The 15324-nt window shown below is 67.8% G+C and carries 15 protein-coding genes and 1 pseudogene; 6 read left to right on the top strand and 10 right to left on the bottom strand.

All coding sequences use genetic code 11. The features are described 5' to 3' along the window. Positions 1-72: 72 nt before the first annotated feature. Both trxB and trxA read left to right on the top strand, forming a co-directional pair. Entirely contained in the window at positions 73-1050 is a 978-nt protein-coding gene (gene trxB / locus ACZ4Z4_RS31785; protein WP_468335029.1) for a thioredoxin-disulfide reductase, read from the top strand. Between the two features lie 44 nt (positions 1051-1094). After that, complete coding sequence (gene trxA / locus ACZ4Z4_RS31780) at positions 1095-1427, top strand: thioredoxin (RefSeq protein WP_468335026.1); 333 nt, start codon at positions 1095-1097, stop codon at positions 1425-1427. A gap of 97 nt (positions 1428-1524) precedes the next feature. On the opposite strand, the pseudogene ACZ4Z4_RS31775 reads toward trxA, so the two are convergent. Then, positions 1525-1917 (bottom strand): annotated as a pseudogene (locus tag ACZ4Z4_RS31775) (RidA family protein); the annotation flags it as partial. Positions 1918-2051: 134 nt separating this feature from the next. Here ACZ4Z4_RS31775 and ACZ4Z4_RS31770 point away from each other — a divergent pair. After that, a complete protein-coding gene (locus ACZ4Z4_RS31770; RefSeq protein ID WP_468335023.1) occupies positions 2052-3029 on the top strand; it encodes a helix-turn-helix transcriptional regulator in 978 nt (325 codons plus the stop codon). A gap of 16 nt (positions 3030-3045) precedes the next feature. Here ACZ4Z4_RS31770 and ACZ4Z4_RS31765 read toward each other — a convergent pair whose 3' ends face one another. From ACZ4Z4_RS31765 to rpmH, 9 genes are all read right to left on the bottom strand, one after another. After that, positions 3046-3663, bottom strand: a complete 618-nt coding sequence (locus tag ACZ4Z4_RS31765) for a GNAT family N-acetyltransferase (RefSeq protein ID WP_468335020.1) — start codon at positions 3661-3663, stop codon at positions 3046-3048. A 309-nt stretch (positions 3664-3972) separates the two neighbouring features. Beyond that, complete coding sequence (locus tag ACZ4Z4_RS31760; RefSeq protein WP_468335017.1) at positions 3973-5088, bottom strand: ParB/RepB/Spo0J family partition protein; 1116 nt, start codon at positions 5086-5088, stop codon at positions 3973-3975. Further along, positions 5085-6161, bottom strand: coding sequence for a ParA family protein (locus tag ACZ4Z4_RS31755; RefSeq protein ID WP_468335014.1), 1077 nt, complete (start codon positions 6159-6161; stop codon positions 5085-5087). The genes ACZ4Z4_RS31760 and ACZ4Z4_RS31755 overlap by 4 nt, the downstream gene beginning before the upstream one ends. A 262-nt stretch (positions 6162-6423) precedes the next feature. Further along, positions 6424-7140: a 16S rRNA (guanine(527)-N(7))-methyltransferase RsmG gene (gene rsmG, locus ACZ4Z4_RS31750; protein WP_468335012.1), complete on the bottom strand. Its 717-nt coding sequence runs from the start codon at positions 7138-7140 to the stop codon at positions 6424-6426. A gap of 115 nt (positions 7141-7255) precedes the next feature. Beyond that, positions 7256-7771 (bottom strand): Jag family protein, encoded by a 516-nt coding sequence (locus tag ACZ4Z4_RS31745; RefSeq protein WP_468335008.1) that lies wholly within the window; start codon positions 7769-7771, stop codon positions 7256-7258. A gap of 14 nt (positions 7772-7785) precedes the next feature. After that, a complete protein-coding gene (yidC, locus tag ACZ4Z4_RS31740) occupies positions 7786-9108 on the bottom strand; it encodes a membrane protein insertase YidC (RefSeq protein WP_468335006.1) in 1323 nt (440 codons plus the stop codon). 3 nt (positions 9109-9111) lie between these two features. Beyond that, positions 9112-9468 carry a membrane protein insertion efficiency factor YidD gene (gene yidD, locus ACZ4Z4_RS31735; RefSeq protein ID WP_468335003.1) on the bottom strand — a complete coding sequence of 119 codons (357 nt, stop codon included), beginning with the start codon at positions 9466-9468 and terminating at the stop codon, positions 9112-9114. Next, positions 9465-9836, bottom strand: a complete 372-nt coding sequence (gene rnpA, locus ACZ4Z4_RS31730; RefSeq protein WP_468335000.1) for a ribonuclease P protein component — start codon at positions 9834-9836, stop codon at positions 9465-9467. Before rnpA ends, yidD begins: the two co-directional genes overlap by 4 nt. 21 nt (positions 9837-9857) lie before the next feature. Then, positions 9858-9995 (bottom strand): 50S ribosomal protein L34, encoded by a 138-nt coding sequence (gene rpmH, locus ACZ4Z4_RS31725; protein ID WP_003949374.1) that lies wholly within the window; start codon positions 9993-9995, stop codon positions 9858-9860. Between the two features lie 367 nt (positions 9996-10362). On the opposite strand from rpmH, the gene dnaA reads away from it, so the two are divergent. The 3 genes from dnaA (at position 10363) to gnd (ending at position 15261) form a co-directional block, all read left to right on the top strand. Continuing rightward, a complete protein-coding gene (dnaA, locus tag ACZ4Z4_RS31720; protein ID WP_468334998.1) occupies positions 10363-12225 on the top strand; it encodes a chromosomal replication initiator protein DnaA in 1863 nt (620 codons plus the stop codon). A 931-nt stretch (positions 12226-13156) separates the two neighbouring features. Next, on the top strand, positions 13157-14287 hold the full coding sequence (gene dnaN / locus ACZ4Z4_RS31715; RefSeq protein ID WP_150169944.1) for a DNA polymerase III subunit beta: 1131 nt from the start codon (positions 13157-13159) through the stop codon (positions 14285-14287). A gap of 89 nt (positions 14288-14376) precedes the next feature. After that, positions 14377-15261 (top strand): phosphogluconate dehydrogenase (NAD(+)-dependent, decarboxylating), encoded by an 885-nt coding sequence (gene gnd / locus ACZ4Z4_RS31710; protein ID WP_468334996.1) that lies wholly within the window; start codon positions 14377-14379, stop codon positions 15259-15261. Positions 15262-15324: the final 63 nt, after the last annotated feature.

Here is a 15324-nt window from a genome sequence, read left to right as displayed (position 1 = left end):
GGTGGGGTGAGAGCCCTGAGACAGGCACCCGCCAGCAGTACGCAGCAGTCCCCAGAGACGAGGAATCAAGCCGTGACCGACGTCCGTAACGTGATCATCATCGGCTCCGGGCCCGCCGGCTACACGGCGGCGCTCTACACCGCGCGCGCGTCGCTGAAGCCGCTGGTGTTCGAGGGCGCCGTCACCGCCGGCGGTGCGCTGATGAACACCACCGAGGTGGAGAACTTCCCGGGCTTCCAGGACGGTGTCATGGGCCCCGAGCTCATGGACAACATGCGCGCCCAGGCCGAGCGCTTCGGCGCCGAGCTCGTGCCCGACGACGTCGTCGCCGTCGACCTCACCGGTGAGATCAAGACCGTGACGGACACCGCCGGCACCGTGCACCACGCGAAGACCGTCATCGTCACCACCGGCTCCCAGCACCGCAAGCTCGGCCTGCCGAATGAAGACGCCCTCTCCGGACGCGGCGTCTCCTGGTGCGCCACCTGCGACGGGTTCTTCTTCAAGGACCAGGACATCGCCGTGATCGGCGGCGGCGACACCGCGATGGAGGAGGCCACCTTCCTCTCGCGCTTCGCCAAGTCCGTGACGATCGTGCACCGCCGCGACACTCTGCGTGCCTCCAAGGCGATGCAGGAGCGCGCCTTCGCCGACCCGAAGATCAAGTTCGTCTGGGACAGCGAGGTCGCCGAGATCAAGGGCGAGCAGAAGCTTTCCGGTCTGACGCTGCGCAACCTGAAGACCGGCGAGACGTCCGAGCTGCCCGTGACGGGTCTGTTCATCGCGATCGGTCACGACCCGCGCACGGAGCTCTTCAAGGGCCAGCTGCAGCTGGACGACGAGGGCTACCTGAAGGTGGACGCGCCCTCCACCCGGACGAACCTGACCGGTGTCTTCGGCGCCGGTGACGTGGTCGACCACACCTACCGTCAGGCGATCACGGCGGCGGGCACCGGCTGCTCCGCCGCTCTCGACGCCGAGCGCTTCCTGGCAGCGCTGTCCGACGCCGAGGCCCCCGAGCCCGAGAAGACGCCGACCGCCAGCGTCTGAGCCTTACCCCGCCCCCACACCACCCCGAGAAATGAGGAGCCGCAGTGGCCGGCAACCTGCAGAACGTAACGGACGACACCTTTGAGGAGATCGTCCTCAAGAGCGACAAGCCCGTACTGGTGGACTTCTGGGCTGCCTGGTGCGGCCCGTGCCGCCAGATCGCGCCCTCCCTGGAGGCGATCGCGTCCGAGCACGGCGACAAGATCGAGGTCGTCAAGCTCAACATCGACGAGAACCCCGGCACGGCCGCCAAGTACGGCGTCATGTCGATCCCGACCCTGAACGTCTACCAGGGCGGCGAGGTCGCCAAGACCATCGTCGGCGCCAAGCCGAAGGCGGCCATCGAGAGGGACCTGGCGGACTTCATCGCCGAGTAGTCGGTGGCGATGTTTCACGTGAAACACGAATGGACCAGTCCCCATGGGGCTGGTCCATTCGCCTTTCAGCGGCCGCGTCCTCGGCGCTGACGCGTGAAGCGACGGCTGTCCCCTCAAGCTCGACCAACTGGCCCGGGATCGCCAGCCGCGTCACCCCGAGCATCGTGGTGGCCGGTGCCACCGCAGCCGCGCCCAGCCGCCCTGCCAGCACGCCGTAGTGCTGGAAAAGCAGGTCGACGTCGGTCGTGTAGACGTTGAGCCGGACGACGTTCGCGAGAGTCATGTCGGCCTCGCTGAGCACCGCCTCCAAGTTGTCGAGGCTCAGCGCCAACTGCGCCCCCATGTCGCCCTCGTGCTGAGGCTTGCCCTCGCCACTCATCGCGGTCTGCCCCGAGATGAACAGCGTCCGAGTGTGCCCGGAGACGACTTCTCCCTGGTTGAACCCCATCTCGACCGACCACGTCACCGGGTTGATCGCCGTGCGTTCCATTGCCACGTCAGCTCCATTCGCATCAAGGGAGTACGGACGCCATCGGCTCGTCAGCCGTCGGCTTCGACGTCGTGCTACAGAGCCTCGCAACAATTCACGACATCCTTGGTCACGTATTTCGATAACGTTCCCGCATGCGCGCCGACCGGTTGGTCTCGCTGGTACTGCTACTGCGTCAGCGAGGTCGGCTGACCGCGGACACCCTCGCCCGCGAGCTGGAGGTATCCACCCGCACCGTGCTGCGCGACATCGAGGCGCTGTCGACGGCCGGGGTCCCGGTCTACGCCGAACGCGGTCGGCACGGTGGCTTCGCGTTGGCGCCCGGCTTCCGGACCGAGCTCACCGGCCTCAACCATGACGAGGCCCTGGCCTTGCTGACCGCCGGTTCACAGCGCGGCGAGCAGGTGTTCGGCCTCAGCTCGGCACTCGCCTCGGCCATGCGGAAGGTGCTCGACGCACTGCCCGAAAGCCATCGGGCCACCGCGAGTGACGCGGCGCAACGATTCCTCGTGGACCCGGAGACCGATCTGCTCTCCCGTCGACTGGTCTCCGAAGAGGTGGCCGACAGCACGATGATCGAGGTCCGGCGTGCGGTGCTCGCCGGGCGCAAGTTGCGCATCCACTACGCGGCGACCACGGACCAGGCACCACAGTGGCGCACGGTCGACCCGATCGGCCTGGTCACCGTTCGCGACCGGGCCTACCTGCTGGCCACGAGATCCGGCGCGGACCGCACCTACCGCCTGTCACGGGTGCTGGCCGCCGAAGCCCTCCCCGAGACGGCACAGCGACCGAACCAGGTCGACCTGGACCGGATCTGGCGGGAACGCTCCACGCAGTTCCTCTCGGACAGCGACCACATCACCGTGCTGGTACGGGTGGACCCGGCGCGGCGCGAGGAGCTGCTGGCCACCGCGCTGGCCGTCCGCGCGGAGGAACCCGACGCGGATGGTCAGCTGCGGTTACAGGTGACCTACCAGGACTCACGACACGCTGAATGGGCGCTGTGGCAACTCGGCCCGGACGCGGAAGCGCTGGCCCCTGAGTCCTTGCGCACGTCCCTGCGTCATCGCGCAGCCGCGATGGCCGCCCACTACGGGAACTCGTCCTGAGGACTGGGGTCTCGGCTCACAGCGGCCGGAGCGCCGGCTCTTTCTGTACTGCTCCCAGCAGCCGGTCGAGCGCCAGCTCGACGTCTTCCTTCCAGGACAACGTCGTACGCAGTTCGAGCCGCAGCCGTGGATAGGCGGGGTGGGGGCGAACCGTCTTGAAGCCCACCGCAAGAAGGTGCTCCGCGGGCAGCACGCATGCCGGCTTCTCCCACCGAGCGTCCCCGAAGGCCTCGATCGCCTTGAACCCTCTGCGCAACAGATCCTTCGCGACGGTCTGCACGATCACCCGCCCGAGCCCCTGCCCTTGGTAGCCGGGCATGATCCACGCTGTCATCAGCTGAACGGCATCCGGCGAGACGGGGCTCGTGGGGAACGCCGTGGAGCGGGGAACGTATGCCGGGGGTGCGTAGAGCACGAATCCCACCGGTACGTCGTCCACGTAGACGACCCGGCCGCAGGAGCCCCACTCCAGGAGGACGGCGGAGATCCACGCCTCCTTCTCCAGGTCCGGAGTTCCTGCCTTTACCGCCGCTTCGCCACTGACCGGGTCCAGCTCCCAGAAGACGCAGGTGCGGCAACGCTTGGGAAGGTCCGGGAGGTTGTCCAGTGTGAGCGGTACGAGCCGACGCCCCATGAAGGCGGTTCCTCACTTCCATCGGCCGCCGCACTACGGGCGGCTGTCAGCGCGCTGCGTTCCTTGAGCAGGCTGCCGACGAAGCCGCCGACCGCTCCCAGCCCGAGGCCCGCTGTCATCAGTCCGGTGCGGCTCATCGATCGCATGGCCCCCGCCTCCCCAATGAGGTGCCGTCAGGTGGATGCGCCATACCTGAACGCATCGTATCCACGATGAGATTGCATCGAAACCGCCAGAAAGCAAAGAGCGGGCCGTGTTCCGGTACAGACCGGACACGACCCGCTCTCGCGGTGCTGTTGTCTCTGTAGGTCAGGCCTTGTCGCCCTCGGAGGCCTCGTCCGAATCGTCTTCGGCCAGCCCGTTCTTCAGGACCGGGCCCTCGCCCGGAGCCAGCGTGCTGAGGATGCGCTCCAGGTCCTCAAGAGAGGCGAAGTCAACGACGATCTTCCCCTTCTTCTGGCCCAGGTCCACCCGCACTCGGGTCTCGAACCGGTCGGAGAGCCGGGTGGCGAGGGTGCTCAGCGCCGGCGACAGCCGGGCACCGGCGCGCGGCCCCTTCGCCTTCGGAGCGCGCTGCGGCCGCGAACCCATGAGGGTCACGATCTCCTCGACGGCACGCACCGAGAGTCCTTCGGCCACGATCCGGTGGGCGAGCCGGTCCTGCTCCTCCGAGTCCTCCACGGAGAGCAGCGCCCTCGCGTGCCCCGCCGAGAGGATCCCGGCGGCGACCCGGTTCTGGACCGTCGGCGAGAGCTTCAGCAGGCGCAGGGTGTTGGAGACCTGCGGACGGGACCGGCCGATGCGGTCCGCCAACTGGTCGTGTGTGCAGTTGAAGTCCTTGAGCAGCTGGTCGTAGGCGGCGGCCTCTTCCAGCGGGTTCAGCTGGGCACGGTGCAGGTTCTCCAGCAGCGCGTCCAGCAGGAGCTTCTCGTCGTCCGTGGCCCGCACGATCGCGGGGATGCGCTCCAGGCCCGCCTCCCGGCAGGCCCGCCAGCGCCGCTCGCCCATGATGAGCTCATAGCGTGCGGGACCCAGCTGCCGTACGACGACCGGCTGGAGAAGGCCGACTTCCTTGATGGAGGTCACCAGCTCCGCGAGAGCGTCCTCGTCGAAGACCACTCGCGGCTGCTGCGGGTTGGGGGAGATGGCGTCGAGCGGCAACTCGGCGAAGTACGCGCCGGCCACCGACTGGCTCTCCGGCGTCTCCGCAGCCTGCTGCGGCGGCTCCGCTGTTTCACGTGAAACAGGACTTTGCGGGAGTGCCGTCACCTTCGCGGCCGCCACGCCTCGCTCAGCGGTCAGCACCGGCACCGCCGAAGGAGACGTGGAGGCTCCGCTCGCGCTCTGCGGGGGCTGCTTCTCCGTCGGGGCTGCAGGGATCAAGGCACCGAGGCCTCGCCCCAGTCCTCTGCGTCGCTCACTCACTGCATCCCCTCCGTCATGCTGTGCTGGTCGTTCTGAGCGCCCATGTGGGCGTGCTGGACGTCGTAGCGCACTCCGACTCCGCGCAGCGCGATCTCGCGTGCTGCTTCGAAGTACGAGAGGGCGCCGCTCGATCCTGGATCGTAGGTGAGCACCGTCTGGCCGTAACTCGGGGCCTCGGAGATACGGACCGACCGCGGGATGCTCGTCCGCAGGACCTCGTCGCCGAAGTGGTTGCGCACTTCGTCCGCCACCTGGGAGGCGAGCCGGGTCCTGCCGTCGTACATGGTGAGCAGGATCGTCGACACATGCAGGTTCGGGTTGAGGTGCCCCCGCACCAGGTCGACGTTGCGGAGGAGCTGGCCGAGTCCCTCCAGTGCGTAGTACTCGCACTGAATGGGGATCAGCACCTCCGCGCCGGCCACCATGGCGTTGACCGTCAGCAGGCCGAGCGACGGCGGGCAGTCGATGAGGATGTAGTCCAGCGGCTGCTCGTACGCCTGGATGGCTCGCTGGAGTCGGCTCTCCCGTGCCACCAGCGACACGAGCTCGATCTCCGCACCGGCGAGATCGATAGTGGCCGGGGCGCAGAAGAGACCCTCGACGTCGGGGACCGGCTGGACGACTCCGGCGAGCGGCTTGCTCTCGACCAGGACGTCGTAGATGGACGGCACCTCGGCGTGGTGGTCGATACCGAGAGCTGTAGAGGCGTTGCCCTGCGGGTCGAGGTCGATCACCAGGACGCGTGCGCCGTGCAGGGCGAGCGAGGCGGCGAGATTGACGGTCGTCGTCGTCTTGCCCACACCGCCCTTCTGGTTGGCGACCACCATGACGCGGGTCTGCTCGGGACGGGGCAGGCCCTCGCCTGCGCGGCCGAGGGCCTCCACCGCCAGTTGGGCAGCACGACCGATGGGTGTGTCGTCCATCGGGGTCGGTGTTTCACGTGAAACATCCTCCCCCTCCGATTCGGTACGGGGACCGGGGACCGGATCGGTCATCGGTCCCGCGATGTTGGCGTCGGACCGCAAGGATTCACTCTCCTCGACATCAGGCTCGCAATGAACAGAGCCTCCCATGCTTTCAGGGTCGTGAACCAGCGAGGCCCGGTCTTCTGTGGATGAATCCACCTCTGTGGACAACTCCGTGCCCTTATCGAGGGAACCGAGTGGTCGACGGTCGCGAGGTTCCGCAGCGCGGCCGCGGTTGATGATGCCATGCAGCAGTGAGCGACGTTTCACGTGAAACACGATGCACGGAAGCCGGGGTGCCGCTGGTGCGACACCCCGGTATGCGTACGTTTGGCAGCTTTTGTGGAGTACGACTCGTCGTCAGGACGGATCAACGGCGACGGCGCGTGCGTCCGGTGCGGGCGGCCTTGGCCCGCTTGGCCGCGAAGCGCACACCGCCGGGGCTCTCCCCGACCTCGACCCGTACGACGGTGGACAGCGGGTCCACCACTCCCTCGCCGACGTGCAGTACAGAGGTGTCGACGGCGCCGAGCTTGCTCAGGGCGGCACCTGCCGTCTTGACCTCTTCCTCGGCGGTGTCTCCCTTGAGGAGCAGCATCTCCCCGTACGGGCGCAGCAGCGGGACACCCCAGGCCGCCAGGCGGTCCAGCGGAGCAACGGCACGCGCGGTCACCACGTGGACGGGAGGGAGCTTGCCGAGCACTTCCTCGGCCCGGCCACGCACGACCGTCACATGGTCGAGACCGAGCAGCTCGACGACTTCGGTGAGGAAGTTCGTGCGCCGCAGCAGCGGCTCAAGGAGCGTGATCTTCAGGTCCGGCCGGACAAGGGCCAGCGGGATGCCCGGCAGTCCGGCACCGGAGCCGACATCGCACACCGTGACGCCCTCGGGCACGACCTCGGACAGCACGGCGCAGTTCAGCAGGTGCCGCTCCCACAGCCGCGGCACTTCGCGAGGACCGATCAGGCCGCGCTGGACTCCCGCGTCGGCCAGCAGTTCCGCGTAGCGGACCGCGTCCGAGAAGCGATCACCGAATACCGTCCGGGCTTCTTCCGGCGCCGGGGGGAGCTCCGCTGCCTCCGTCACGGGGACCGTCCTTCCGTACCGCACTGGGCTGGCTGTCTGTCGGTGGCTGTTTATCAGGCTGACAAAGACCGGCCCCGCCTGCGAACAGACGGGGCCGGAAAACGCTGGGGCGCGATCAGGCGGGGAGTACGACGACGAAGCGCTGCGGCTCCTCGCCCTCGGACTCGCTGCGCAGGCCGGCGGCCTTGACCGCGTCGTGCACGACCTTGCGCTCGAACGGCGTCATCGGCTCGAGCCTGGCCGGTTCACCGCTGCTCTTCACGTCGGCCGCGGCCTTGGCGCCCAGCTCCGAGAGCTCCTCGCGCTTCTTGGCGCGGTAACCACCGATGTCCAGCATCAGGCGGCTGCGGTCACCGGTTTCCCGGTGCACGGCGAGACGCGTGAGCTCCTGGAGGGCCTCCAGAACCTCACCGTCGCGGCCGACCAGCTTCTGCAGGTCACGGCTGCCGCTGTCGCTGATGATCGACACAGCGGCACGGTCGGCCTCGACATCCATGTCGATGTCACCGTCGAGGTCGGCGATGTCCAGCAGACCCTCGAGGTAGTCCGCCGCGATCTCCCCCTCCTGCTCAAGGCGGGTGAGGGTGTCGCCGGCCTCAGCTGCGGCGGAGGTGGTGGTGCCTTCCGTCACGGGATGGGCTCCTTCTACTTCTTGGAGGACGGGTGCTTGGGCCGCTGCTGGCCCTTGCGCTGCTGTCCCGACTTGGCACGGCTGCGCTGACCGGAGCCGGGCTTGTTGCCCTGCTTGTTGTTGCCACCGGCCTGCTTGGTCTGGGGGGAGGCGCCGGAGTCGCTCGCGGGCTCGGCCGCGGTCTTCTCCAGCGACGTCTTCGCGTCGGCGGGCTCCGCCTTGGTGGCACCGCCCGCGGCCTGCGTGGGGGCTGCCTGGCGCTTGGACTTGCTCTGGCGCTTGGGCTGCTGCCGCTTCGGGGCGCCGCCGGCGGGAGTGCCGTCCTCGGTCTCGGTGACGACGGAGGCGTCGCTCTGGACCACGGTGCCGTCGGCCTGAGCCGCGAGACCCGCCTTGGTGAGACCGTTGATGAACTTCCGCTCGAACTCGTTGCGGTCCCGGCCCTTGGCGACGATCGCCTTGATCACGTTCGTGTTGCCGCGTCCGCGCACCTTCTTGTTGTGCGTGACCTGCTTCTGCAGGCGCTCCAGGAAGGCGGCCTGGGCCTTGGAGCCCGGGGTGGGGTTCCTGCGGATCACGAACATCTGCTGGCCCATGGTCCACACGTTGGTGGTCAGCCAGTAGACGAGGACACCGACGGGGAAGTTGATGCCGAAGATGGCGAACATGATCGGGAAGACGTACATGAGCATCTTCTGCTGCTGCATGAACGGCGTCTTGACCGTGGTGTCGACGTTCTTCGTCATCAGCTGGCGCTGGGTGAAGAACTGCGAGGCCGACATCAGGACGATCATGAGGGCGGTGACCACGCGGACGTCGGTCAGCGTGGCGCCGAGCGAGGCGACCTTGTCGGCGCTGTCCATGAACTTCGCGGCCAGCGGGGCACCGAAGATGTGCGCCTTACGCGCGCTCTCCAGGAGATCGCCGTCGATGACGCCGATCTCCTTGCCCGTCGCGATGCCGTTGAGCACGTGGTACAGGGCGAAGAAGAACGGCGACTGCGCCAGGATGGGAAGGCACGAGGAGAGCGGGTTCGTACCCGACTCCTTGTACAGCTTCATCATCTCTTCGGACTGGCGCTGCTTGTCGCTCTTGTAGCGCTCCTGGATCTTCTTCATCTCGGGCTGCAGCGTCTGCATGGCCCGAGTGGCCTTGATCTGCTTCACGAAGAGCGGGATCAGGCAGATCCGGATCAGGATCACCAGGGACACGATGGACAGACCCCAGGCCCAGCCCGTGTCGGGACCGAAGATCTTCCCGTACACCGAGTGGAACTGGACGATGATCCACGAAACTGGTGTCGTGATAAAGCTGAAGAGACTGGCAATCGTGTCCACTAATCAGGCTCCTTGAGCATGGGACGGGGTCTCGGTCTCGGCGGCCGTGCCCAGGGGAAGGTCCCCGCTCGGCTCGCTTGCGGCGGAGGTCCCGCCCTTGCGTTCGCGCCAGGAAGCGCGCAGCATCTCGTGCCACCGCGGACGCTTGCGCGGCGGAACATGGTCGACACCACCGAGCGACCACGGATTGCACCGCAGGATGCGCCAGGCCGTGAGCGCTGTTCCCTTGATCGCACCGTGCCGGTCGATGGCCAGGTAGCCGTAGCGGGAACACGACGGGTAGTACTTGCACACCGGGCCCAGGAGCGGACTGATCGTCCACTGGTACAGCTTGATCAGGGCCAGCAGCGGGTACTTCATCGCGCGCCCCCTCCCAGCAGCCGCTGCAGGGCGGCATCCAGGTCTCGGGCCAGCTGTGCATGGTCGGCGTCGCCCGCTCCGGGCAGCGCTCGTACTACTACCAGGCTACCGGGGGGCACCAGGGCCAGCCGGTCGCGCATGAGGTGACGGAGTCTGCGCTTCACGGTGTTGCGTACGACTGCTCCACCCACGGCCTTGCTCACGACGAAACCCGCACGGGCCGGGGGAAGGTTCTCCCCTGGCACGTGCGGGTCCGTTGCACCGCTACGTAGATGGACGACGAGAAGCGGGCGTCCGGCCCGGCGTCCTCGGCGTACCGCGGTCGCGAAGTCTTCGCGCCGCCTCAGCCGATGCTCGGTAGGCAGCACGACGTCATGACCTGATCAGGATCAGGCGGACAGGCGGGCGCGACCCTTGCCACGGCGGGACGCGAGAATCGCGCGGCCGGCACGGGTGCGCATGCGCAGCCGGAAGCCGTGGGTCTTGGCGCGACGACGGTTGTTCGGCTGGAAGGTGCGCTTGCTCACTCGGGGGCTCCAGAAATGATTCGTTGGTGGCGGGACATCGCCTGGCTGTCACCGTGCGCCCACGAGAAGCTCGCGAATACGCACCGAGTGCACCGCTTCACAATCACAGATCGTGATCTTTGCCCATCGGAGGCAGGCGGCAGCAGCCATCGACAACTCGACCTGGTCACGGTACGCGGGGCTACGCCATCCGGTCAAACCGGCCATGGAGGGGAGACACTGTGCACAGCCTGTGGACAACAACTTGAACCGCAGCCGTCGCCCTGACTACCGTGACGGAACTCCGATTCGTTCCCTTCCCCCTCCCCATCCCGATTTCCGTCCCGCGAACCACACGTTCGTGGGACCCCGTGAGAGAGCGTGCCCTGTGGCTGACGTACCTGCCGATCTTGCCGCAGTGTGGCCACGAGTTCTGGAACATCTGCTGGGTGAAGGCCGCGGGCAGGGAGTCGAGGCGAAGGACGAGCGGTGGCTCCGGAGCTGCCAGCCCCTGGCGCTCGTCGCCGACACCGCCCTGCTCGCCGTTCCGAACGAATTCGCCAAGGGCGTACTGGAGGGCCGCCTGGCCCCGGTGGTCAGCGAGACGTTGAGCCGCGAATGCGGGCGCCCGATCCGCATCGCCATCACCGTCGACGACTCCGTGGGGGAACCCGCGGGCCCGCCGGCGCCGCCCATGCAGCACCAGCACACACAGCAGCAACAGCACAACCACCAGCAGCAGCGGTACGAAGAGCCCGAGCTGCCGCCCGCCTCCGGTCAGGGGCGTGAGGCGTACGAGAATTACGGACGGCGCCCCGCGGACGAGCACCAGGGCGACTCCCGGTCCGACCAGCTGCCCACCGCGCGCCCGGCCTACCCGGAGTACCAGCGCCCGGGCCCCGGCGCCTGGCCGCAGCCCCAGGACGACTACGGCTGGCAGCAGCCGCGGCTCGCCTACCCCGACCGTGATCCGTACGCGAACCCGGTCCAGCAGCCGCAGCACGACTACCGCTCGCAGCCTCCGCAGGACCGTTCGCCGTACGAGCAGCGGCGCCCCGAGCCGCAGGACCGGCGCGAGCGTCACGACATGTCCGAGCCGCCCGGAGGGCCGCGCGGCGGCGGCGTCCACCGGGGCGGCCCGGTCGGCCCCACCTCGTCGAGCGGCGCCCCCGGGCCGCTGGCCGCGCAGCCGGCGCCCGCGACGGGCCCCGGTGAGCCGACCGCCCGCCTCAATCCGAAGTACCTCTTCGACACCTTCGTCATCGGTGCGTCGAACCGTTTCGCGCACGCGGCCGCGGTCGCCGTCGCGGAGGCGCCCGCGAAGGCGTACAACCCCCTCTTCATCTACGGGGAGTCGGGTCTCGGCAAAACGCACCTGCTGCACGCGATCGGGCACTACGCCCGCAGCCTCTACCCCGGCACGCGCGTGCGGTATGTGAGCTCGGAGGAATTCACCAACGAGTTCATCAACTCCATCCGCGACGGCAAGGGCGACAGCTTCCGCAAGCGCTACCGCGAGATGGACATCCTGTTGGTCGACGACATCCAGTTCCTCGCGGACAAGGAGTCGACGCAGGAGGAGTTCTTCCACACCTTCAACACGCTCCACAACGCGAACAAGCAGATCGTGCTCTCCAGTGACCGGCCGCCCAAGCAGCTGGTGACCCTCGAGGACAGGCTGCGCAACCGCTTCGAGTGGGGCCTGATCACCGATGTCCAGCCGCCGGAGCTGGAGACGCGCATCGCGATCCTCCGTAAGAAGGCGGTGCAGGAGCAGCTCAACGCCCCTCCGGAGGTCCTGGAGTTCATCGCGTCGCGCATCTCGCGGAACATCCGTGAGCTGGAGGGCGCGCTGATCCGGGTCACCGCGTTCGCGTCGCTCAATCGGCAGCCCGTGGACCTGGGTCTCACCGAGATCGTCCTCAAGGACCTCATCCCGGGCGGTGAGGACGCGGCTCCGGAGATCACCGCGCCGGCCATCATGGCGGCGACGGCCGACTACTTCGGGCTGACGGTGGACGACCTGTGCGGATCCTCGCGCAGCCGCGTGCTGGTGACGGCGCGCCAGATCGCCATGTACCTGTGCCGTGAGCTGACCGACCTCTCCTTGCCGAAGATCGGCGCACAGTTCGGCGGCCGCGACCACACGACGGTCATGCACGCGGACCGCAAGATCCGCGCGCTGATGGCTGAGCGGCGCTCCATCTACAACCAGGTCACCGAGCTCACCAACCGCATCAAGAACGGCTGACAGCCTCCGTAGAACGTCGCTGAGGGCGCTCCAGGACTTCTCCTGGGGCGCCTTTTTGGCGTGCCGTGAGGCACGTCTGGGCGTCTAGGGGGCCCGCCGCGGGCGGAACGGCGCGGTCGCCACGCGTGCGTGCGGGTCGCCGCTGTTCGATTTCCCCTGCTCAGGTGGCTGTTCTCCACAGATCTGCGGACTTTTTCCCTTCCACACCCTGGGGAGGGGGAAGTTGTCCAGACACTGTCCACAGGGGACGCTGCTGAGAGATCATCAGGCCAGGTCAGGTGTCTGTGGATTCGTGGACGGAGACTGTCCACAGGCTGTGGAGGAATATCTCGTCCACAGGGTGTGCATGGAGTTGTCCACCGGCGGCCCACAGGCTCGCGCTCGTTGTCCCCAGCTTTCCCCAGCTTCTCCACACGCCTGTCCACTGTTCGGCAACGTGACGCGCCTCCTCACCGAGTCGAGTGAAAGGCGTCACACCAAGGTGGTGGGTTGGCCTGTGGGGAAGCTGGGTAAAGCTGGGGACAGCGCTGGGGAGAAGTGGCCCCTGCCTGTGCACCGGGTGTGCAGAACTTCCGCCCGTCCACAGAAACACCTGGTTGTCCACGGGTGCCGCCCACAGGGACAGTGGATAAAAAACCGGGCCTGACCAGCGCTTTCGCGGTTATCCACGGTTTCCACAGCCCCTACTACTACTCCCAACTAGAGAGACCGGGGAAATGGTTTCGAAGCTGGGGCTGTGCACAACTCTCGCTCCGGAGCTCCGACACCGCTCGGCACGACTTGACCCCGACAGGCACCGACTGTCAGTGCAGTGCGTCAGACTGGTCCCCGGTGTCCTTCCCACGGCATGGCTGAGAGACACCGAGTCAGACGACGAGGGCCACAGGCCCAGCGGGCGAGAGCAGCCAGCAACAGCAGGAGGGCGGCTTAGGTGAAGATCCGGGTTGAACGCGACGTACTCGCGGAGGCGGTGGCCTGGGCGGCGCGCAGCCTCCCGGCCCGGCCGCCTGCGCCCGTCCTCGCGGGCCTGCTGCTGAAGGCCGAGGAAGGCGCACTGAGCCTGTCGAGCTTCGACTACGAGGTCTCGGCGCGCGTCTCGGTGGACGCCGAGATCGACGAGGAAGGCACCGTCCTCGTGTCGGGCCGACTCCTCGCGGACATCTGCCGCGCCCTCCCCAACCGCCCGGTGGAGATCTCCACAGACGGTGTACGGGCGACGGTCGTCTGCGGCTCCTCGCGATTCACACTCCACACACTTCCTGTGGAGGAGTACCCGGCGCTGCCGCAGATGCCGACCGCCACGGGCACCGTCCCCGGTGAGGTCTTCGCCTCCGCCGCCTCCCAGGTGGCCATCGCCGCGGGCCGCGACGACACGCTGCCGGTGCTGACCGGTGTGCGCATCGAGATCGAGGGTGACACGGTCACCCTGGCCTCCACCGACCGCTACCGCTTCGCGGTCCGCGAGTTCCTGTGGAAGCCGGAGAACCCCGAGGCGTCCGCGGTGGCCCTGGTGCCCGCCAAGACGCTCCTGGACACCGCCAAGGCCCTCACGAGCGGCGACACGGTCACCCTGGCCCTGTCCGGCTCGGGTGCCGGCGAGGGCCTCATCGGCTTCGAGGGCGCCGGCCGGCGTACGACCACGCGTCTCCTCGAGGGCGACCTGCCGAAGTACCGCACGCTGTTCCCCACCGAGTTCAACTCGGTCGCGGTGATCGAAACGGCCCCCTTCGTAGAGGCCGTCAAGCGTGTGGCCCTGGTGGCCGAGCGCAACACTCCGGTGCGGCTCAGCTTCGAGCAGGGCGTGCTGATCCTGGAGGCGGGCTCCAGCGACGACGCACAGGCTGTGGAAAGGGTCGACGCCCAGCTGGACGGCGACGACATCTCCATCGCCTTCAACCCGACGTTCCTGCTCGACGGCCTCAGTGCCATCGACTCGCCGGTCGCCCAGCTCTCTTTCACCACGTCGACGAAGCCCGCGCTGCTGAGCGGCAAGCCGGCCGTGGACGCCGAGGCGGACGAGGCCTACAAGTACCTGATCATGCCTGTACGTCTGAGCGGCTGAGCCCACAGGTGTGTGCGTGCGTCCGGGCGTAGGCTCGGACGCAGGTACGAAAGTGCCGTAACGCCACCTCGCTAGTGAAGGAACCTCTGATGGAGCTCGGTCTCGTCGGCCTCGGCAAGATGGGCGGCAACATGCGCGAGCGCATCCGCCGCGCAGGTCACACCGTCATCGGATACGACCGCAACCCGGACCTCGCGGATGTCCCCAGCCTCGAAGAGCTTGTGGGCAAACTCAAGGGCCCGCGGGTGGTGTGGGTGATGGTCCCGGCAGGGGCCGCGACCCAGTCCACCATCGACGAACTCTCCGAGCTGCTGCAGCCCGGCGACGTCGTCGTGGACGGCGGGAACTCCCGCTGGACCGACGACGAGAAGCACGCCGAGGAGCTGAAGGCCAAGGGCATCGGCTTCGTCGACTGCGGCGTCTCCGGCGGCGTCTGGGGCCTCCAGAACGGCTACGCGCTGATGTACGGCGGCGACAAGGACGACGTCGCCAAGGTGCAGCCCATCTTCGACGCCCTGAAGCCGGAGGGTGACTTCGGCTCGGTGCACGCGGGCAAGGTCGGCGCGGGCCACTTCGCGAAGATGGTCCACAACGGCATCGAGTACGCCATGATGCAGGCCTACGCCGAGGGCTGGGAGCTCCTGGAGAAGGTCGACTCGGTCACGGACGTCCGTGAGGTCTTCCGCTCCTGGCAGGAGGGCACGGTCATCCGTTCCTGGCTGCTCGACCTCGCGGTCAACGCCCTGGACGACGACGAGCACCTGGAGAAGCTGCGCGGCTTCGCGCAGGACTCCGGAGAGGGCCGGTGGACGGTGGAGGCCGCCATCGACAACGCCGTGCCGCTGCCCGCGATCACGGCCTCGCTCTTCGCCCGGTTCGCCTCGCGCCAGGACGACTCGCCGCAGATGAAGATGATCGCCGCGCTGCGCAACCAGTTCGGCGGCCACGCGGTGGAGTCCAAGAGCGAAAACTGATCCACAGCCTGTGCGCAACCGCAGCCGTTGCGCACAGGCCTCTCAGCAAGTGAAGTAGGCCGG

It is taken from the genome of Streptomyces sp. NPDC030245, from assembly GCF_055572995.1.
Note: the sequence above shows the minus strand (reverse complement) of the source record. Positions and strands in the feature narration are given on the sequence as shown.